The sequence below is a fragment of the Pseudomonas sp. LAMO17WK12:I1 genome, assembly GCF_900177315.1.
Taxonomy (GTDB): Bacteria; Pseudomonadota; Gammaproteobacteria; order Pseudomonadales; family Pseudomonadaceae; genus Aquipseudomonas; species Aquipseudomonas marginalis.
Genome location: NZ_FWZV01000016.1, coordinates 115,933 through 134,490, shown reverse-complemented (window position 1 = coordinate 134,490; position 18,558 = coordinate 115,933). Strand labels below are relative to the sequence as shown.

20 protein-coding genes are annotated in these 18,558 nt (G+C 64.3%); 11 read left to right on the top strand and 9 right to left on the bottom strand.

What is annotated here, in order from left to right; genetic code table 11:
- Positions 1-549: 549 nt before the first annotated feature.
- The 5 genes from B9N88_RS27105 to B9N88_RS27080 form a co-directional block, all read right to left on the bottom strand.
- Positions 550-1,971 carry a cbb3-type cytochrome c oxidase subunit I gene (locus B9N88_RS27105; RefSeq protein WP_027607192.1) on the bottom strand — a complete coding sequence of 474 codons (1,422 nt, stop codon included), beginning with the start codon at positions 1,969-1,971 and terminating at the stop codon, positions 550-552.
- A gap of 3 nt (positions 1,972-1,974) precedes the next feature.
- Entirely contained in the window at positions 1,975-2,415 is a 441-nt protein-coding gene (locus tag B9N88_RS27100; protein ID WP_027607193.1) for a c-type cytochrome, read from the bottom strand.
- A 681-nt stretch (positions 2,416-3,096) separates the two neighbouring features.
- Complete coding sequence (locus tag B9N88_RS27090; RefSeq protein ID WP_315899049.1) at positions 3,097-3,303, bottom strand: cytochrome C oxidase subunit IV family protein; 207 nt, start codon at positions 3,301-3,303, stop codon at positions 3,097-3,099.
- A gap of 43 nt (positions 3,304-3,346) precedes the next feature.
- Positions 3,347-3,910, bottom strand: a complete 564-nt coding sequence (locus B9N88_RS27085) for a cytochrome c oxidase subunit 3 (RefSeq protein WP_027607195.1) — start codon at positions 3,908-3,910, stop codon at positions 3,347-3,349.
- Entirely contained in the window at positions 3,894-4,670 is a 777-nt protein-coding gene (locus tag B9N88_RS27080) for a CbbQ/NirQ/NorQ/GpvN family protein (RefSeq protein ID WP_027607196.1), read from the bottom strand. The genes B9N88_RS27085 and B9N88_RS27080 overlap by 17 nt, the downstream gene beginning before the upstream one ends.
- Before the next feature lie 300 nt (positions 4,671-4,970).
- Here B9N88_RS27080 and B9N88_RS27075 point away from each other — a divergent pair, with 300 nt between their 5' ends.
- The 11 genes from B9N88_RS27075 to B9N88_RS27025 are packed head-to-tail and all read left to right on the top strand — an operon-like array spanning position 4,971 to position 13,790.
- Positions 4,971-6,539: a cytochrome D1 domain-containing protein gene (locus tag B9N88_RS27075; RefSeq protein WP_223841643.1), complete on the top strand. Its 1,569-nt coding sequence runs from the start codon at positions 4,971-4,973 to the stop codon at positions 6,537-6,539.
- Positions 6,540-6,563: 24 nt separating this feature from the next.
- Positions 6,564-6,878 (top strand): c-type cytochrome, encoded by a 315-nt coding sequence (locus B9N88_RS27070; protein ID WP_027607198.1) that lies wholly within the window; start codon positions 6,564-6,566, stop codon positions 6,876-6,878.
- Between the two features lie 16 nt (positions 6,879-6,894).
- Positions 6,895-7,212 (top strand): c-type cytochrome, encoded by a 318-nt coding sequence (locus B9N88_RS27065; RefSeq protein WP_027607199.1) that lies wholly within the window; start codon positions 6,895-6,897, stop codon positions 7,210-7,212.
- On the top strand, positions 7,209-8,378 hold the full coding sequence (locus B9N88_RS27060; protein WP_027607200.1) for a cytochrome D1 domain-containing protein: 1,170 nt from the start codon (positions 7,209-7,211) through the stop codon (positions 8,376-8,378). Before B9N88_RS27065 ends, B9N88_RS27060 begins: the two co-directional genes overlap by 4 nt.
- Before the next feature lies 1 nt (position 8,379).
- Positions 8,380-8,838, top strand: coding sequence for an Lrp/AsnC family transcriptional regulator (locus B9N88_RS27055; protein WP_027607201.1), 459 nt, complete (start codon positions 8,380-8,382; stop codon positions 8,836-8,838).
- Positions 8,835-9,350 (top strand): siroheme decarboxylase subunit beta, encoded by a 516-nt coding sequence (locus B9N88_RS27050; protein ID WP_027607202.1) that lies wholly within the window; start codon positions 8,835-8,837, stop codon positions 9,348-9,350. The genes B9N88_RS27055 and B9N88_RS27050 overlap by 4 nt, the downstream gene beginning before the upstream one ends.
- Positions 9,343-9,786, top strand: a complete 444-nt coding sequence (locus B9N88_RS27045; RefSeq protein WP_027607203.1) for an Lrp/AsnC family transcriptional regulator — start codon at positions 9,343-9,345, stop codon at positions 9,784-9,786. Before B9N88_RS27050 ends, B9N88_RS27045 begins: the two co-directional genes overlap by 8 nt.
- A complete protein-coding gene (locus tag B9N88_RS27040; protein WP_027607204.1) occupies positions 9,761-10,270 on the top strand; it encodes a siroheme decarboxylase subunit beta in 510 nt (169 codons plus the stop codon). Before B9N88_RS27045 ends, B9N88_RS27040 begins: the two co-directional genes overlap by 26 nt.
- 3 nt (positions 10,271-10,273) lie before the next feature.
- A complete protein-coding gene (nirJ, locus tag B9N88_RS27035) occupies positions 10,274-11,455 on the top strand; it encodes a heme d1 biosynthesis radical SAM protein NirJ (protein WP_027607205.1) in 1,182 nt (393 codons plus the stop codon).
- Positions 11,456-11,499: 44 nt separating this feature from the next.
- A complete protein-coding gene (gene cobA / locus B9N88_RS27030) occupies positions 11,500-12,339 on the top strand; it encodes a uroporphyrinogen-III C-methyltransferase (protein ID WP_027607206.1) in 840 nt (279 codons plus the stop codon).
- Complete coding sequence (locus B9N88_RS27025; protein WP_027607207.1) at positions 12,336-13,790, top strand: nitrite reductase; 1,455 nt, start codon at positions 12,336-12,338, stop codon at positions 13,788-13,790. The genes cobA and B9N88_RS27025 overlap by 4 nt, the downstream gene beginning before the upstream one ends.
- A 310-nt stretch (positions 13,791-14,100) precedes the next feature.
- Here the strand turns inward: B9N88_RS27025 and hemN are convergent, their stop codons facing one another.
- The 4 genes from hemN to B9N88_RS27005 all read right to left on the bottom strand — a co-directional run bounded on the left by hemN (position 14,101) and on the right by B9N88_RS27005 (position 18,521).
- The gene (hemN, locus tag B9N88_RS27020; protein ID WP_027607208.1) at positions 14,101-15,486 is read right to left on the bottom strand and encodes an oxygen-independent coproporphyrinogen III oxidase; all 1,386 of its coding nucleotides are present in this window, start codon (positions 15,484-15,486) and stop codon (positions 14,101-14,103) included.
- Positions 15,473-16,588, bottom strand: coding sequence for an oxygen-independent coproporphyrinogen III oxidase (locus tag B9N88_RS27015; RefSeq protein ID WP_081744468.1), 1,116 nt, complete (start codon positions 16,586-16,588; stop codon positions 15,473-15,475). Before B9N88_RS27015 ends, hemN begins: the two co-directional genes overlap by 14 nt.
- A 77-nt stretch (positions 16,589-16,665) precedes the next feature.
- Positions 16,666-17,109, bottom strand: coding sequence for a membrane protein (locus B9N88_RS27010; protein ID WP_027607209.1), 444 nt, complete (start codon positions 17,107-17,109; stop codon positions 16,666-16,668).
- 95 nt (positions 17,110-17,204) lie between these two features.
- Entirely contained in the window at positions 17,205-18,521 is a 1,317-nt protein-coding gene (locus tag B9N88_RS27005) for an OprD family outer membrane porin (protein WP_027607210.1), read from the bottom strand.
- Between the last annotated feature and the right edge of the window lie 37 nt (positions 18,522-18,558).

Sequence of the window (18,558 nt, the reverse complement as noted above, 5' to 3'; positions counted from 1 at the left end):
TGTTTGACAGGCACACTGCAGTCAAAATGTGGGAGGGGCGGTGCGACGATTCGACTTGCCCCCGATTGCAGTGGGTCAGTACCAAATCCACCAACTGACACTCCCTCATCGGGGGCAAGCCCCCTCCCACATTTACCGAGTACACCAGGCACAACTCCGGTCGGCTCTAAGGCCGCCGCGCTTTGGCTCTTGATCTAAAATCGCCCCGTCAAACACGCTGGCCGAACGCAGGCTTTGGAGCGTGGGTAACCCGGCAGGACGCCGGGTTAGCCGCGCTGGGCCATGGATGGCCCATCGCGGCGGCCCACGCTCCAAAGCCTTCGTTCGGGCACACCGAGCCTAGGCGAGGTGCCGAGTGTTGGGGCGAAGCGTTTTTGGTTACTTTTGGCGCTCTTCCAAAAGTGACCCGCTGTAAGAGCGGAACCCTAAGCAGCCGTTACCGCAGCAACGGATATGTACTCCCCCCCAAAAAGCGGTCGGCCCACAGGCCGCCATCGGGGGCAAGTCGAATCGTCGCACCGCCCCTCCCACATTTGGACCGCGTTACCTTCAGTAGACGATCGGTACCGGTGCTCCAGCCATCCGGGCGCGTTGCCGGAAGCTGCACAGGTAGCAGGCCAGCCCGAGCAGGAACACCACCCCACTGACCAACCGCGCCCAGAACAGTCCCTGCAAATGCTCCACCGTGGCCATGAACGGCAAGGCCACCCCATCCACCTGCCAGCGTTGCAGCCAGACCTGCACGGCCCCGGCGGCGGTGAGGAACAGCGTGATCATCACCATCGACAGCACCATCATCCAGAAGCCCCGGATTTCGAGGGTCTGCGAACGCGCGTCCGGCGCTTCACCGATACCGCGCAGGCGGGGCATGGCGTAGCTGATCAGGGTCATCACGATCATGGCGTAGGCACCGAAGAACGCCAGGTGCCCGTGGGCGGCAGTGAGTTGGGTGCCGTGGGTGTAGAAGTTGACCGGTGCCAGGGTGTGCAGGAAACCCCACACGCCCGCGCCGAAGAACGCCGTGACCGTGGTGCCCTTGGCCCACAACGTGGCCGCGCGGTTAGGGTGCTGGCGCCGACGTTGCTTCACCATGGTGAAGGCGAACATCACCATCGCCAGGAACGGCAGCGGCTCCAGGGCCGAGAAGATCGAACCGACCCACAGCCACACCTCGGGCGCGCCGATCCAGAAGAAGTGGTGACCGGTGCCGATGATCCCGGTGATCAAGGCCATGGCGATGATCACGTACAGCCATTTCTCCACCACTTCACGGTCGACGCCGGTGACCTTGATCAGCACGAAGGCCAGCATCGAGCCCATGATCAGCTCCCACACGCCTTCGACCCACAGATGCACCACCCACCACCAGTAGAACTTGTCCCGCGCCAGGTTGCCGGGGTTGTAGAAGGAGAACAGGAAGAACACCGCGAGGCCGATCAGCCCGGTCATCATCACCATGCTGACGGTGGTCTTGCGGCCCTTGAGCAGGGTCATGCCGATGTTGTACAGAAAGCCCAGACACACCACCACGATGCCCATTTTGGTGATGGTCGGTTGTTCCAGGAACTCACGCCCCATGGTCGGCAGCAGCTCGTTGTGGGTCAACTTGGCCAGCGCCGCATACGGTACCAGCAGGTAGCCGAGGATGGTCAACACCCCGGCGGCGGCGAACACCCAGAACAGGACGATCGCCAGTTTCGGGCTGTGCAGCTCGCGTTCGGCCTCCTCGGGCACCAGGTAGTAGGCCGCGCCCATAAAGCCGAACAGCAGCCACACGATCAGCAGATTGGTATGGACCATCCGCGCCACGTTGAAGGGGATCAACGGGAACAGAAAGTCGCCGATCACGTATTGCAGGCCCATGATCAAACCGAACAGCACCTGACCGAGAAACAGGATCAGGGCGAACACAAAGTAGGGTTTGGCCACGGCCTGGGATTGGAATTTCAAGTATGGATTGGCACTGCGCATGGCTCAGCCCTCCTTGTTCGGTGGCCAGTTGTTGGTATTGATCTTCGAGCTCCATTTGAGGAACTCGGCCATATCGTCCACCTCCTGGTCGCTGAGATTGAATTGCGGCATGGCCCGTCGCCCCGGTACACCCAGGGGCTGCATTTTCATCCAGGCATGCAGGAACGGCTTGAACCCTTCTTCGCCGCCCCGGCGCTTGAACACATTGCCCAGCTCCGGCGCGAAATAAGCGCCCTCGCCCAGCAAGGTGTGGCAGCCGACGCAGTTGTTGCGCTCCCAGACGCCTTTGCCGCGCACGACAGATTCGGTAAGTTGGTCGACGTTGCTGCGGGCGGGAAAGGTTTGTTCGGTGTGGTAGGTCAGGGCCAGGAAAATCAGGAAGAAGAACACGCTTCCTCCGAAATAGATATTCCTGGCCATGCCCTTGGTGAAGGTCTCTGACATGGTCGCTTCCTCATGGCTTGGCCAGGGAATGATAGGGAGGTGGGGGGTGGAAACTGCTTGATGGCGATCAAGAATTGTTGATGGTTTTGGTGGGGTATTTTTTTGGGGTTGGGTTGGGTACATATCCGTTATTTAGGTAACGGCGGCCTATGGTTCCGCTCTTACAGCGGGTCACTTTGGAAAAGAGCCCCAAAGTAACCAAAGGGCTCTTGCCCCAACACTCGGTGCCTCGCCTAGGCTCGGCATGCCCTCACTCCGGCTTGAATCCGTGGGCCGCCGTCATGGGCCATCCTTGGCCCAGGACGGCTAACCCGGCGTCCTGCCGGGTTACCCACGGATTCAAGCCTGCGTTCGGCCAGCGTGTTTGACGGGGCGCCCAGGATCAAGATCAAAAGCCAGAGCAAAAGCAGAGCAAAAGCAGAGCAAAAGCAGAGCAAAAGCAGGCTGAGGCCTGCCTGCTGGATGGAGATCCAAATGTGGGAGGGGGCTTGCCCCCGATGAGGGAGTGTCAGTTGATGGATTTGGTACTGACCCACTGCAATCGGGGGCAAGTCGAATCGTCGCACCGCCCCTCCCACATTTTTAACCGAGTACACCAGACCCAACACCGGTCGGCTCTAAGGCCGCCGCGGCTTGGCTTTTGATCTGGAGTGAGGGCATACCGAGCCTCGTAAGCAGCCGCTACGCAAATAACGGATATGTACTCAGTAAAGCGACCACAACCACCCCCCACCCCAGCATCAAAAATCTCCACAACACTGGCCCACGCCGCAACGCCATAAACCCATCCACAATCACCCACCCCTTGACCACCGCCAGCAGCAACACCGCCCACCACAACCCGGACGCCCCCGTCAGCACAGTGCCAACGCTCAGCACCACCAACATCAGCCAACACAGGATCAGCGTCCGGGAACCCGTCATACACACCTCAGCGAATCACATAGACCAGCGGAAACAACACCACCCACACCAGATCCACCATGTGCCAATACAGCACCCCCGACTCCAGCCCGCCGACCGACAGCCCGCCGCGCCAGCAGCCCAGCGCCAGCCACCCGAGAATCACCATCCCCAGCAGCACATGCAGGAAATGAAACCCCGTGAGTATCCAGTACAAGGTAAAAAACGTGCCGTGCTCCAGGCCCAGTCCGGCAGCGCCCAGGTGGGCGTACTCGCCAAGCTTGATCCCCACATACACCAGCGCCACCAACAACGCCGCGACGAACAAACCGGCGCCGCGTCGCCGGCACTGCAATCGCACCTGCTGCACCGCCAACGCGGCCAACAAGCCTGCGGTCAGCAGGCTCAAGGTCATCGCCAACCCGGTCGAGGTATCCAGCTGTGCGCGCCCGGCGGCAAACAGCTCGGGCTTGAGCGCCTGGGTCACGGCAAACGTGAGGATCAGAATCGCGAACACCAACAGCTCGGCGAGGATAAAAAACCACATCGCCAGGTCGCCTGGCAGCCGGCGCGGTTCAGGCAAAGTGCACATCCACCACGTCCATCAGCGCGGCGACGGTCTGCGGGTCGTCGCTCAGCGGTTCGGCCAGGCACGCCAGGCAGGCTTCGCGTGGGCTCATGCCGGCGCCGATCAGGCGGGCGGTGAAGATCAGCAGCCGGGTGGAGGCCACCTCCTCCAGGTCATGCTGGTCAAGCCGACGCAGCGCCTGGCCCAGGCGCACGACCTGGGCGGCCAGCGCCACATCCACACCGGCCTCGCGGGCGACGATGCGTTCTTCGTCGGCCACCGGCGGGTAACCAAACCGCATCGCCACGAAGCGCTGGCGGGTGCTGGGTTTCATGCCCTTGAGCAGGTTCTGGTAGCCGGGGTTGTACGACACCACCAGCATGAACGACGACGGCGCCTTGAGCACTTCGCCGGTGCGTTCCAGGAACAGTTCGCGGCGTTCATCGGCAATCGGGTGCAGCACCACGGCGGTGTCCTGGCGCGCTTCCACCACTTCGTCGAGGTAGCAGATCCCGCCTTCGCGCACGGCGCGGGTCAGTGGGCCGTCCTGCCACCAGGTGCCGTCGGTGCCGATCAGGTGGCGGCCGAGCAGGTCGGCGGCGCTGAGGTCGTCGTGGCAGGCCACGGTGTACAGAGGCAGGTTCAGGCGGTGCGCCATGTGCTGCACGAAGCGCGTCTTGCCACAGCCCGTGGGGCCTTTGATCAGCACCGGCAGGTGGTGGCGCCAGGCGTGTTCGAACAGCTGCTGTTCGTTATCCAGCGGTTGGTAGAAGGGCTCGGTCATCACGCGTACTCGCAACGGGTTCGGCCCCCACGCTAAGGGCCCCTGCGACAACCTGGCAAGCACGTACAACGGCAAACTTGATCGCCGTCAAGCGAGCCTTGCGCGACTGCAACATAGTCTTGCCTGGCACTAAGAACCTGCGCTCTACCCCGCCTTCGCCGGGCATCGCAAAGGTCTTGCCTGAGGAGATATGGAATGCTGACTCGCAACAGAAAACCCTGGGTCCTGAGTCTTGCCAGCCTGAGCTGCGCCCTGGCCCTCGCATTGCCCATCAACGCCCATGGCGACGCGCCGACCGGGATGGTGAAAAGCCCCGGCGCGCCGGATATGAGCCAGGCTGAGTTCGACGCCTCCAAGCAGATTTACTTCGAACGCTGCGCCGGCTGCCACGGTGTGTTGCGCAAAGGCGCCACCGGCAAGCCGCTGACCCCGGACATCACCCAGGCCCGTGGCCAGGCGTATCTGGAAGCGCTGATCACCTACGGTTCCCCGGCCGGCATGCCCAACTGGGGCACGTCCAATGCGCTGACCAAGGCGCAGATCACCAGCATGGCCACCTTCATCCAGCACACCGCGCCCACCCCGCCGGAATGGGGCATGGCCGAAACCCTCAAGACCTGGAAAGTGCTGGTCAAGCCCGAAGACCGGCCGAAAAAACAACTGAACACCCTCAACCTGCAAAACCTGTTCTCGGTCACCCTGCGCGACGACGGCAAGATCGCCCTGGTGGACGGCGACACCAAGCAGATCATCAAGCTGATCGACACCGGTTACGCCGTGCATATCTCGCGTATCTCCGCGTCTGGCCGCTACCTGCTGGTGATCGGCCGCGATGCCAAGATCGACATGATCGACCTGTGGCCCCTGGAGCCGACCAAAGTCGCCGAGATCAAGGTGGGCATCGAGGCCCGCTCGGTGGAGACTTCGAAGTTCAAGGGCTACGAAGACAAGTACGCGATTGCCGGTTCCTACTGGCCGCCGCAGTTCACCCTCATGGATGGCGAAACCCTGGAGCCCAGGCAGATCGTGTCCACTCGGGGCATGACCGTCGATAAGCAGGAATACCACCCCGAACCCCGCGTGGCGGCGATCATCGCCTCCCACGAGTGGCCGGAGTTCATCGTCAATATCAAGGAAACCGGCAAGGTGATGCTGGTCAATTACCAGGACATCAAGAACCTCACCATCACCACCATCGACGCCGCGCCGTTCCTGCATGACGGCGGCTGGGACAGCACCCACCGCTACTTCATGACCGCCGCGAACAACTCCAACAAGGTCGCGGTGATCGACTCCAGGGAGCGCAAGCTCACCGCGTTGGTGGAGGTCGGCAAGACCCCGCATCCCGGCCGTGGCGCCAACTTCAATCACCCAAAATATGGACCGGTATGGGCCACCAGCCACTTGGGCGACGGCGGTATTTCGGTGATCGGCACCGACCCGGTCAAGCACCCGCAATACGCCTGGAAACAGGTGGAATCCCTCAAGGGCCAGGGCGGCGGTTCGCTGTTTATCAAGACCCACCCCAACTCCCATCACCTGTATGTCGACACCACCCTCAACCCCGACGCCAAGCTCAGCCAGTCGGTGGCGGTGTTCGACATCAACCAGTTGGACAAGGGCTACACCGTGCTGCCGATTGCCGAGTATTCGGGCATCAAGCAAGGCGCGCTGCGGGTGGTGCAACCGGAATACAACAAGGCCGGTGACGAGGTGTGGTTCTCGGTGTGGAACGGCCAGACCGAAGAGTCGGCGCTGGTGGTGATCGATGACAAGACCTTGAAGCTCAAGCAGGTGATCCGCGACAAGCGCCTGATCACGCCGACCGGAAAATTCAACGTCTACAACACCCAACACGACATTTATTGAGCCCCATCAAAACGAGGTCACCGAATGAAAAATATGCTCCTCGCACTGCTGGCATCCGCCGCTGCGCTCAGCCTGCAACCGGTGTTGGCACAAGACGGCCCGGGGTTGTTCAACAGCAAACCCTGTGTGGGCTGCCACACGATTGACAGCAAACTGGTGGGGCCGGCCTTGAAGGACGTCGCCGCCAAGAATGCCGGCGTGAAAGACGCAGCCACCACCCTGGCCAGCCACATCAAGAACGGCAGCCAGGGCAACTGGGGACCGGTGCCGATGCCGCCGAACCAGGTCACCGATGATGAAGCCAAGGTGTTGGCCGATTGGGTCCTGACCTTGAAATAAGCACAAGGAGCACGCCATGCAAGCATCGATGATCGGTACGGCCATGGCGCTGCTCCTGCTGATTCCCGCGCGGGCAGCGGCCACCCCGGACGCTGCCCGCCTTGAACACCTGTTGACCCAGGATTGCGGGGCCTGCCATGGCCTGCACCTCACCGGCGGCCTGGGCCCGGCCCTCACACCGCAAGCCCTGGCCCACCACAGCCGCGACAGCCTGATCGCCACCGTGACCTACGGCCGCCCCGCCCGCGCCATGCCCGGGTGGGGCCCGCTGCTGAGTGCCGGCGATATTGCCTGGCTGGTCGACCGCCTATTGCAAGGAAGCCCCCCACCATGATGCGTCCCACCCTGTTATCCCTGTGCCTGTTGCTGGGTGCCTGCGCCCAACCTGCATTGCGCGGCAGCGGCGACCTGGGCCTGGTGATCGAACGCGCCAGTGGCAGCGTGCAGATTATCGAGAGCACCGGCATGACCGAACTGGCCCGTATCGAGGGGCTGGGCGACCTGTCCCACGCCTCGGCGGTGTTTTCCCGCGACCAGCGCTATGCCTACGTGTTTGCCCGCGATGGCGGGCTGACCAAGATCGACCTGCTGCGCCAACGCATCGAGCGGCGCATCGTCCAGGGCGGCAACAGCATCGGCGGCGCGATCAGCCAGGATGGGCGCCTGATCGCTGTGTCCAACTACGTGCCGGGCGGGGTCAAGGTGTTCGACGCCGAGAACCTGGCACTCATTGCCGACATCCCCGCGACGGAAATGGCCGATGGCAAGCGCTCGCGGGTAGTCGGCCTGGTGGATGCGCCCGGGCAGCGCTTCGTGTTCAGCCTGTTCGACACCGGCGAGATCTGGAGCGCCGACTTCAGCCACGGCAACCCGCCGCGCATCACCCGCTTCAAGGACGTCGGCGAGCAACCCTATGACGCGCTGATCACCGCCGACGGCCGCTACTACATGGCCGGGCTGTTCGGTGAGGACGGCATGGCCCAGCTCGACCTGTGGCACCCGGAGCGCGGCGTGGTGCGCGTACTCAAGGACTACGGCCGGGACCAGGCCAAGCTGCCGGTGTACAAGATGCCCCACCTGGAGGGCTGGGCCGTCGCCGATGACCAGGCGTTCGTGCCGGCGGTGGGACGTCACCAGGTGCTGGTGATGGACGCGCGCACCTGGCGGCAGACGGCGGCGATCCCGGTGGCCGGGCAGCCGATCTTTGTCACTGCGCGGCCCGACGGGCGCCAGTTGTGGGTCAACTTCGCCTACCCGGACAACGACCGGGTGCAGGTGCTCGACACCGAAACCCACCAGGTGGTCGCCGACCTGCGCCCCGGCCCCGGTGTGCTGCACATGGAATTCACCGGGCGTGGCGAGCAACTGTGGCTGTCGGTGCGCGATGGCGAACAGTTGCAAGTGTGGGATCCGTACCGCCTGACCCTGCTGAAAAGCCTGCCGGCCCGGAGTCCCAGCGGGATTTTCTTCAGCCTGCGCGCGCAAAAAATGGGGTATTGAAATGGACCTTGATTCGCTCAGCCAGCAATTGATCGAGCGCTTCCAGCACGGCATGCCGCTGTGCGCCGAGCCCTACCGCGAAATGGCCCAGGTGCTGGGCTGCAGCGCGGCCGAGGTGATGGCCTGCCTGCAACGCCTGGAACTGGCCGGCGCCTTGTCGCGCATCGGCCCGGTGTTCGAACACTCCCGCGCCGGCGCCAGCACCCTGGCCGCCCTGGCGGTGCCGATCGAGCGCCTGGAACAAGTGGCCGCACGGGTCAGCCAGTACCCGGAGGTCAATCACAACTATGCCCGCGAGCACCGTTACAACCTGTGGTTCGTGCTCACCGGGCCCCACCGCCAGCACCTGCAGCAGATCCTCGACGAGCTGGAGCAAGACACCGGCCTCACGCCCCTGGACCTGCCGATGCTCACCGCCTATCGCATCGACCTTGGATTCTCCCTCGGAGAGCAGCCGTGATCGCGCCACTGAACCACGAGCAGATGCTCGACCTGCGCCAGTGCCTGGAGCGCGGCCTGCCCATCGTGCCACGGCCCTACGACGAGCTCGCCGAGCAGATCGGTGCCCACCACGATCAGGTGCTGCAACAGATGCAGCAATGGCACGACCAGGGCCTGTTCCGTCGCGTCGGCCTGGTGCTCAATCACCGCGCCCTGGGCTATGTGGCCAATGCCATGCTGGTGCTGGATGTGCCGGATGCGCTGGTCGATGAAGTCGGTGCGCGCCTGGGCCGCGCGCCCGGCGTAAACCTGTGTTACCAGCGCCCGCGGCGCCTGCCGCAGTGGCGCTACAACCTGTTCTGCATGGTGCACGGGCGCGAGCGCGCGGTGGTCGAGGCGCAGATCCAGGCGTTGCTGGAGCAGCATCTGCTCAGCGACTTGCCCCACCAACTGCTGTTCAGCACCCGCGCCTTCAAGCAATGCGGTGGGCGTTTCGCGCCGCCGCCGTCACAGGTATGGGCCCATGGATGAGCTGGATCGACAACTGATCAACCGCCTGCAACACGGCCTGCCGCTGGTGCGCCAGCCCTGGCAGCAGGTGGCCGAGGAACTGCATTGCCCTGCGAGCGAACTGCTCGACCGCCTGCACGACTTGCTCGAAGACGGAATGCTCACGCGCTTCGGCCCGATGTTCGATATCGAGCGTCTCGGCGGCGCTTTCACCCTCGCGGCGCTCGCCGTACCCGAGGCGCGCTTTGATGCGGTCGCCGAGCAGCTCAACGCCCTGCCCCAGGTGGCCCACAACTACCGCCGCGAACACCGCTGGAACATGTGGTTCGTGCTGGCCTGCGCCACCGCGCAGGAGCTGGCCGATACCCTGTCGTGCATCGAGGCCCTGACCGGGCTGGCGGTGCTCAACCTGCCGAAGGAGCACACCTACCATGTCGGTCTGTATTTCCCGGTCTGACAACACCCTGGCCCTGCAACTGGTCGCCCTCACCCAAAGCGGCCTGCCGCTGGTGGAGGACCCATGGGCCTGGCTCGCCGAGCAACTGGGCATCAGCGTCGAGTCGACCCTCGACCTGCTCAAGCGCCTGCAGGCCGAAGGCGCGATCCGGCGTATCGCCGCGGTGCCCAACCACTACCGCCTGGGCTATCGGCATAACGGCATGACGGTGTGGGACGTGGCCGATGTGCACCTGCCGCGCCTGGGAGAACTGCTCGGCGCCCAGCCGTTTGTCAGCCATTGCTACCGTCGCCCCCGGCGCCCGGACTGGCCCTACAACCTGTTCGCCATGGTGCATGGCCGCAGCCGCGAAGAAATCGACAGCTACCGCGAGCACCTGCGTTTCTTGCTGGGGGAGGCCTGCCGCGCCGACGAGATGCTGGTGAGCAGCCGCATCCTGAAAAAAACCGGCCTGCGCCTGACGCCGGCGCACTCAAAGGAATAGCCCATGCTGCGAATCAGTCAGTACCTGCGCACCCTCGCCGGTCAATGCCCGCCGCCGCGCACCTCGCCCCCTGGCAGTGAGCGGCCGCCGGTGGTGATCTGGAACCTGCTGCGGCGCTGCAATCTCACCTGCAAGCACTGCTACGCCACCAGCGCCGACAGCGTGTTTCGCGATGAGCTCGACACCCCGGCAGCATTGCGGGTGATCGACGATTTGCACGACGCCGGGGTGCGCGTGTTGATCCTGTCCGGGGGCGAGCCGCTGCTGCGCAAAGACCTCTTCGTGCTGAGTGCCTATGCCCGTGACAAAGGTTTTTTCGTCGCACTGTCGACCAACGGCACGCTGATCGATGAGCACAACATCCAGCAGATCGCCGACGCCCGTTTCGACTACGTGGGCATCAGCATCGACGGCCTGGAAGCGACCCACGACGCGTTTCGCCAACTGCACGGCAGTTTCCAGCGCTCCATGCACGCCATCCGCCTGTGCCGCGAAGCCGGGATTCGCGTGGGCCTGCGCACCACCCTGACCCAGGACAACCATGGGCAGCTGCCGCAGTTGCTGGCGCTGATGCGCACCTATGACGTGCAGAAGTTCTACCTGTCGCACCTCAACTACAGCGGGCGCGGCAAACGCAGCCGCCAACTGGATGCGCACCGGCAGATGAGCCGCGAGGCCATGGCGCTGATTTTCCAGCAGGCCTGGAGCGATATTCAACACGGCGTGGACAGCGATTTCGTCAGCGGCAACAACGACGCCGACGCCGTGCTGTTGCTGCAATGGGTGCACCAGCACCTGCCCGAACACTACCCGCAGCTTGAACACCTGCTGCATGCCTGGGGCGGCAATGCCTCGGGCAGCGGCATCGCCAATATCGACAACACCGGCGAGGTGCACCCGGACACCTACTGGTGGCAGCAATCGGTGGGCAATGTGCGCAACACCACCTTCCGCCAACTCTGGCTGGAGCAGCCCGACCCGTTGCTGCTGCGCCTGCGCGAACACCCGCGCAGCATTGGCGGGCGCTGCGCCGAGTGCCGCTGGCTGGCGATCTGCAACGGCAATACCCGCACCCGCGCCTGGGCCGATGGCGACCTGTGGGGCCCGGACCCCGGTTGCTATTTCAGCGACGCCGAGATCGCGCGCCAGCCCCTCAACCTGATCCCTTGCTCGACCACCCGGTGACACAACCGGGGGCCGCCTACCTGATGATGAACCAAGGACGTCCCATGCACACTTCAACTGCCCACTTCTCCACTGGCCTGCCAGCCAGTCTGCACAGCCCCTTGCACCCCGGCGAAGTCGCGTTGGTGGGCGCCGGCCCCGGTGACCCGCGCCTGCTGACCCTGCGCGCCTGGAGCCTGTTGATGCAGGCCGACGCGGTGGTGTTCGACCGGCTGATCAGTGCCGAACTGCTCGCGCTGATCCCGTTGACCTGCGCCCGTCATTACGTGGGCAAGGCCAGCGGTTGCCACAGCCTGCCCCAGGATCAACTCAATGAACTGCTCGCCGAGTTGGCCGACCAGGGCCAGCGGGTGGTGCGCCTCAAGGGCGGCGACCCGTTTATCTTCGGGCGCGGCGCCGAGGAGCTGGAGTACCTGCTCGCGCGCGGTATCCCGTGCCAGGTGGTGCCGGGCATCACCGCCGCCTCCGGCTGCAGCGCCTATGCCGGTATCCCGCTGACCCACCGCGAGCTGGTCAATTCGTGCCGTTTCGTCACCGGCCACCTGCAACGCGACGGTGCGTTGAAACTGCCATGGGCCAGCCTGGCCGAGCCGAGCCAGACCCTGGTGTTCTACATGGGCCTGTCGAACCTGGCACTGATCGCCGAGCATTTGGTGGCGGCCGGTTTGCCCGGGGACACACCGGCCGCCCTGATCAGCAACGGTGCACGCGCCGATCAACAGGTGGCCCGTGGCACCCTGCGCCAGTTGCCCACCCTGGCCGCCGACTGCGAACCCGGCGTACCGACGCTGACGGTGATCGGCCACGTCGTCAACCTGTTTGCCGACGCCGCCCTGCACTTCCCCGCCAGCCTGGCACCGGCCCGTGAAGCGGTGGCGGTATGAAACGCCTGCTGCTGGTGCCGCTGCTGTGGGCGACGGCCGCACACGCTACGCCCGCGCAGGACTACCGCCAGTATTGCGAAAGCTGCCACGGGCTTAATCGCATCGGCGCCACCGGCCCGGCGCTGCTGCCGGAGAGCCTGGGGCGAATCAAGCCGGATGAAGTGCGCAAGGTCATCGAACAAGGCCGGCCCGCCAGCCAGATGGCCGCGTTCAGTGCGCAACTGAGCGCCGCGCAGATGGATGGGCTGGCGCAGTTTCTGCAACAGCCGCCTGACTCACCGGCGACGTGGAACGAGCATGACATCCGCACCAGCCACAGCGTGCTGGCGGACCTGCGCCAATTGCCGAGCACGCCGCAACATCACGCCGACCCGCTCAACCTGTTTGTGGTGGTGGAGTCCGGCGACCATCACATGGATATTCTCGACGGCGACACCTTTGCCGTGCTGGACCGTTTCCCTACCCACTTCGCGGTGCACGGCGGGCCGAAATTCTCCCCGGACGGACGCTTTGTGTACTTCGCCTCGCGGGACGGCTGGATCAGCCAGTACGACCTGCACAACCTCAAGTTGATCGCCGAGATCCGCGTGGGCCTCAACACCCGCAACCTGGCGGTGAGCAAGGATGGCCGCTGGGTGCTGGCGGGCAATTACCTGCCGGGCAACCTGGTGCTGCTGGATGCGCGCGACCTGTCGCTGGTCAAGACCCTGGACACCGGCTCACGGGTCAGTGCGGTGTACACCGCGCCACCGCGCAACAGCTTTATCGTCGCGCTCAAGGACGTGAACGAGGTCTGGGAATTGTCCTATGCCGATGCTCGGCCCAGTTTCGAGCCCCGGCGCATCCAGGCCCAGGATGTGCTCGATGACTTCTCGTTCTCGCCCGATTACCGCCAACTGATCGCCACCTCACGCAAGGCCGGCGGCGGCCAGGTGATCGACCTGGGCAGCGGCCGCGTGGTCACCGATATCCCGCTGTCCGGTATGCCGCACCTGGGCTCGGGGACGTATTGGCAACGCAACGGACAATGGGTGTTTGCCACGCCGAATATCAGCAAGGGGCAAATCTCGGTGATCGACCTCAAGACCTGGAGCCTGATCAAACAGACCCCCACCCTCGGGCCGGGCTTTTTCATGCGCAGCCATGTGAACTCGCGCTATGTGTGGAGCGACGTGTTTTTCGGGCCGGACAATGATGCGATTCACCTGATCGACAAGCAGACCCTCGAGATCGCCCACACCCTGAGGCCAGTGCCGGGCAAGACGGCAGCCCATGTGGAATTCACCCGGGATGGGCGGTATGTGTTGCTGAGCATCTGGGCCACGGAGGGGGCGCTGATTGTGTATGACAGCCAGACGCTCGAGGAGGTGAAGCGCATTCCCATGAATAAGCCGTCGGGCAAGTACAACGTGGGCAATAAGGTGGAGTTTGCGGAAGGGACATCGCATTGAACACGGGTGACAGGCAGGAAGCGGCCAGGTCGTAGAGCGCATGGGCACCGCCGGTCCCCTGTGGGAGATGTCGAGCTTCAGCGAGGCTTCGATGGCGGCGGCACAGTTGGTAGAGGTGTTGGCTGACCCACCGCCATCGGGAGCAAGCCCCCTCCCACATTTGATCGCGGTTGGCAGGTAGAAAGTGGCCCGGCTGTAGATCTCGTGGGCACCGCTGATCCCCTGTGGGAGATGTCGAGCTTTAGCGAGGCTTCGATGGCGGCGGCACAGCTGGTAGAGGTGTTGGCTGACACACTGCTAACGAGGAGTGTCAGACGGTACGGGAGAATTGGCCTTTGTGGGCGCCGCCCAGGTAGGCGTCGAAGGCCATGGCCACGCTGCGCACCATCAGTTGGCCCTTGGGCAGCAGTTGCAGCGCGTCGTCCTGGACCAGTAATAAGCCGTCCGCCACTTGCTCGTCCAGCTGCGTCAACGCTTGGGCAAAATACTCATTGAACCGAATGCCATGGGCCGCTTCCACCTGGGCGACATCGACGCGGCCGTCGCACATCAACCCATTGATCACCTCGCGGCGCAGTACGTCATCGGGGTTGAGCCGGTAACCGCGCTGCACCGGCAACATGCCCGCATCGATGCGCGCGTAGTACTGGGACAGCTCCTTGACGCTCTGGCTGTAGCTGTCGCCGACCTTGCCGATGGCCGATACGCCCAGGCCGATCAGGTCGCAATCGGCATGGGTGGAGTAGCCCTGGAAGTTGCGTTGCAGGCTGCCGTTGGCGCGGGCCAGTGCCAGCTCATCGTCGGGCAGGGCGAAGTGGTCCATGCCGATGTAGATGTAACCGGCCTCGGTGAGGCGGCGAATGGTCAGTTCCAGCAGCTCCAGCTTGCGCGCCGGGGGTGGCATGTCTTCGGGACGGATCATGCGCTGGGCGCGGATCTGGCTCGGCAAGTGTGCGTAGCTGTAGGCGGCCACGCGGTCGGGCCGCAGGGCGATCAGCTTGCTCAGGGTCACGTCGAAGCTGGCCACGGTTTGCAGGGGCAGGCCGTAGATCAGGTCGACACTCACCGACTTGAAGCGTGCCTCGCGGGCCGCCGCCACCAGTTGCAGGATCTGCGCTTCGCTTTGCACGCGATTCACGGCGGCCTGTACGTCGGGGTCGAAGTCCTGCACGCCGAAACTCAGGCGATTGAAGCCCAGGCGGCGCAGGGTGTTGATGCGCTCGAGGCTGATGGTGCGCGGGTCGACCTCGATGGAGAACTCATGGGCGTCGCTGTCATCCAGGCTGAAGTTGTCCGCCAGGCAGGCCATCAGTTCGGCCAGTTGCGCATCGTCCAGATACGTCGGGGTGCCGCCGCCCAGGTGCAACTGGGTCAGGCGCCGCGAGCGCTCGAACAACGCGCCCTGCATCTGGATCTCGCGCTTGAGGTACGCCACATACTCGACGGCGCGATGGGTCTTGCGGGTGATGATCTTGTGGCAGCCGCAGTAGTAGCAAAGGCTCTGGCAGAACGGAATGTGGATGTACACCGACAACGCCTTGGGCGCGGCGAGTTGGTGACTGGCGCGCACGGCCTGGTGATAGTCGTCCAGGGCAAACGCGCTGTTGAACTGCGGCGCGGTCGGGTACGAGGTGTAGCGCGGCCCCGGGCGGTCGTATTTGTGCACCAGGGCACGGTCGAACTCAAACGCCGTCATGGTCGATCACCTCGTCGTTGGCGCTGACGGGGGTGGTCAGGGGCTGGGTGACGTACAAACGCGCCGGGTCGGCGGTTTCGTGAAACCCGCCACAACAGGTGGCGAGCTGGCCGTTGCTCAGCTGAGCGCAGTACTCACGGGCATCCAGGGTGTTCTGGACACACAGCGTGTCGATCTGGCTGATGGCCCCCAGGCCAAAGCCGATGTGATCGCAGTAGCCGTGCAGGGTGAAGCCTTCGCAATTACGGCTGAGGCGGCCGCGCTCCTGGGCCTGTTTGAGGTCATCGTCGGTGCGGGCGAACTGGCCCAGGCCGATGTAGTGGTACCCGGCGGCGGCCAGGTGTTCAAAACCGCTGCGGCGCATCGCGCGTTTATCCGCCGCGCTGCAAAACGCCTGGGATTGCCGGCCCTGGTAGCGCACCGGTGGCTGGGCGTAATCGAACAGTTGCAGGCGGTCAGGCTCCAGGGCGATCAGGCTGGCCAGTTTCTGCTCGAAACTGGCCGGCGTCTGCCAGGCATGGCCGTAGCCGAGGTCGATGTTCACTGAGCGAAACCCGAAGGTCCGCGCCGCATCCACCAGCGACTCGATGGGCGCCGGGTCCTGATAGCGTGCCTGGGACAGCGGCCCGTCCCGGTTGGCGTCGGGCACGCCGATGCTGGCGTGGTTGAAACCCTGGTCGCGCAACAGGCCCATGGTGGCCCAGTCGATGTGCCAGGGGTCGAGGTCGATTCGGTAGTCGCCACGGTCGTGGTCGAGAAAGTTGAAGCGGCTGTGCAGGTGTTCCAGCACCGTGCACACCTGCTCGATCGTCGGTGTGGTGCCGCGCAGGTGAAAGTGCTCGACTGGTTGGCGCGGGCCGAGCTGGCAGCCGATCAGCTGGATTTCCTGGGTGAGGCTCTGCAGGTACTCAGCGCCGGCATCGCTTGCCGGCCAGTGCAGGTTCAGCGCCAGGGGCCGCTGGCGCTGGCGGCTGTCGCGCAGGGCGCGCAGCAGGTCGAGGGAGCCGACGCCGGCATGGAAGCGGCGCGTGTCCGTCTGGCACGCCAGGTCCAGCACGCCCTGGTCCTGACGAAAGCGGGTGGGATGAAGATGGGTGCGCATGGCGGACTCCGGAACGGGCGGCGGTGGTCCATTGTCCGGTGCGACCGCTGCGCGCACCTTGATATGCATCAAGGTCGTTACCAGCTGAGGTAAAACATGCCCTTGGCCAGCAGCACAATGGCGACCATGTGCACAAACAAGCTCAGGTGAATGAAATGGCTATAGCGCGCACTGACCTTGCCCCGGCGCATCCGCGCCATGGTCACCAGGAAGTGCAGCAGCACACTGGCGGCCAGGATCAACTTGAGGCCCAGCAACGTGCCGAACGCGGACGCCAGCGGGGCCGACAACGCCGGCAGGTAGCGCAGCCAGACCATGCCGAGCCCGGCGCCGAACAGCACCAGCAACACCCACGGCATCAACACCCGGGCACGCCGGGCGACGCCCTGCTCCACCAGCACCGTCACCCGCATCGGCAAGTGCTGGTGCAGGTGCCCGAGGATCAGCACTTCGAAGAACACCGTGCCGATAAAGATCAGCGCGGCGAACAGGTGGGCCAATAGCAACAGGAGGTAGAGCATGCAAGCCTCGCAGAGGGACCGGCCGTGGGGAGCCCAGTGTGCGGGCTGGCGCACGGGGCGGCCTTGATGCCGGTCAAGCGTTGCTCCTGCCGAGCTTACAGCAACGGCAGGCTGTAGCTGACGATCAGCCGCGTCTCATCCTTGTCGGCGGTGTCATTGCCGCGCAGCACGGCGCTGCGCCAGGTCAGGCCCAGGCCCTTGAACGTGCCCGTGGGGATCACGTAGTCGACACGCACATCGCGCTCCCACTCGCTGTTGTCGCGACGCGCCGCGCGGATGTTGCTGCCGTGGATATAGGTCACGCTCGACTTCAGGCCCGGAACGCCCAGGCCGGTAAAGTCATAGGTGTAGTTACCCACCGTCGCCTGTTCGCCGGCGTTGACGAACTTCAACGACTGGGCGTTGGTGATCAGGTACAGCGAACGGCCCTGGCCCTGGTTGATGTGGGGAAAGTCACTGGCGCCGGTGGTTTTCTGATACCCCAGGCCCACGGAATGCCCGTGCACGCCATAGGTCAACATCGCGCTCCACAGGCGGTTGTCGACCTTGCCCGAGTTGACGCCCGGCGCGTAATACCCGGAACTCACATAGCCTTCATCGCGCCCGGCGGCGCTGCCGTTCTTGCCGTCGGCGGTGCTGTAGAAGTAACGCAGATCGGTCTTGAGCTGCCCCACCGGCAACTGCCAGTTGTGCACCAGGCCGACGAAATGCTGCTGGTAGAAATTCTCCAGGGTCGCGTAGTAGTACTGCACTTGCAGTTGCCTGCTGACGGCGTAATCCACCCCGCCGTAGTAGAACTGGTTGCTGAACCGGCCCTTGGCCGGGTCGTTGGCCCCGGCGATCGACAGGCCCTGGCCGTTGCTGGAGTTGCGGTCGAGCACCTGCTCCATTTTGCCGGCGATCAGGTTGAAGTCCTTGAGGTCCCTGGAGTCGACCTGATAGCCACGGAAGGTCTGCGGCAACAAGCGGCCGTCTTCGGACATCAGCACCGGCATCTTCGGCATCAGGGTGCCGACCTTGAGCTGGGTTTGCGAGATGCGCACCTTGCCGGTGGCGCCGGTCTTGCTGAAGTCATGGGCGGCCTTGCCATCGGACAACGGGAAGACGCTGCCGGGGGTGTTGTCTTCACCGGCCTTGCCGGCGCGCCCCGAGGCATCCAGGCGCAGGCCATACATGGCCTGCAGGTCCAGGCCGAAGCCCACCAGGCCCTCGGTGAAACCGGACTGGTAGTTGAACATGAAGGCCTGGCCCCACTCCCTGTCCGACGGCGCCCTGGTGTTGCGGGTGTCCTGGTTGTAATAGAAATTGCGCAGGTCGAGGGTGGCTTTGCTGTCATCGATAAAAACCGATGCAGCCGCCTGCTGCGCGGCGCCGAAGGAGACGGCGAGCGCCAGGCACGTGGTGTGTTTCATGAAGGCTCCGTGAAGTGATTGAGGCGACCCCGTTACA

Coding starts and splice junctions, on each gene's coding strand:
- B9N88_RS27105 (WP_027607192.1), bottom strand. CDS start 1,971: ATGCGCAGTGCCAATCCATACTTGAAATTCCAATCCCAGGCCGTGGCC.
- B9N88_RS27100 (WP_027607193.1), bottom strand. CDS start 2,415: ATGTCAGAGACCTTCACCAAGGGCATGGCCAGGAATATCTATTTCGGA.
- B9N88_RS27090 (WP_315899049.1), bottom strand. CDS start 3,303: ATGTTGGTGGTGCTGAGCGTTGGCACTGTGCTGACGGGGGCGTCCGGG.
- B9N88_RS27085 (WP_027607195.1), bottom strand. CDS start 3,910: ATGTGCACTTTGCCTGAACCGCGCCGGCTGCCAGGCGACCTGGCGATG.
- B9N88_RS27080 (WP_027607196.1), bottom strand. CDS start 4,670: ATGACCGAGCCCTTCTACCAACCGCTGGATAACGAACAGCAGCTGTTC.
- B9N88_RS27075 (WP_223841643.1), top strand. CDS start 4,971: ATGGTGAAAAGCCCCGGCGCGCCGGATATGAGCCAGGCTGAGTTCGAC.
- B9N88_RS27070 (WP_027607198.1), top strand. CDS start 6,564: ATGAAAAATATGCTCCTCGCACTGCTGGCATCCGCCGCTGCGCTCAGC.
- B9N88_RS27065 (WP_027607199.1), top strand. CDS start 6,895: ATGCAAGCATCGATGATCGGTACGGCCATGGCGCTGCTCCTGCTGATT.
- B9N88_RS27060 (WP_027607200.1), top strand. CDS start 7,209: ATGATGCGTCCCACCCTGTTATCCCTGTGCCTGTTGCTGGGTGCCTGC.
- B9N88_RS27055 (WP_027607201.1), top strand. CDS start 8,380: ATGGACCTTGATTCGCTCAGCCAGCAATTGATCGAGCGCTTCCAGCAC.
- B9N88_RS27045 (WP_027607203.1), top strand. CDS start 9,343: ATGGATGAGCTGGATCGACAACTGATCAACCGCCTGCAACACGGCCTG.
- B9N88_RS27040 (WP_027607204.1), top strand. CDS start 9,761: ATGTCGGTCTGTATTTCCCGGTCTGACAACACCCTGGCCCTGCAACTG.
- nirJ (WP_027607205.1), top strand. CDS start 10,274: ATGCTGCGAATCAGTCAGTACCTGCGCACCCTCGCCGGTCAATGCCCG.
- cobA (WP_027607206.1), top strand. CDS start 11,500: ATGCACACTTCAACTGCCCACTTCTCCACTGGCCTGCCAGCCAGTCTG.
- B9N88_RS27025 (WP_027607207.1), top strand. CDS start 12,336: ATGAAACGCCTGCTGCTGGTGCCGCTGCTGTGGGCGACGGCCGCACAC.
- hemN (WP_027607208.1), bottom strand. CDS start 15,486: ATGACGGCGTTTGAGTTCGACCGTGCCCTGGTGCACAAATACGACCGC.
- B9N88_RS27015 (WP_081744468.1), bottom strand. CDS start 16,588: ATGCGCACCCATCTTCATCCCACCCGCTTTCGTCAGGACCAGGGCGTG.
- B9N88_RS27010 (WP_027607209.1), bottom strand. CDS start 17,109: ATGCTCTACCTCCTGTTGCTATTGGCCCACCTGTTCGCCGCGCTGATC.
- B9N88_RS27005 (WP_027607210.1), bottom strand. CDS start 18,521: ATGAAACACACCACGTGCCTGGCGCTCGCCGTCTCCTTCGGCGCCGCG.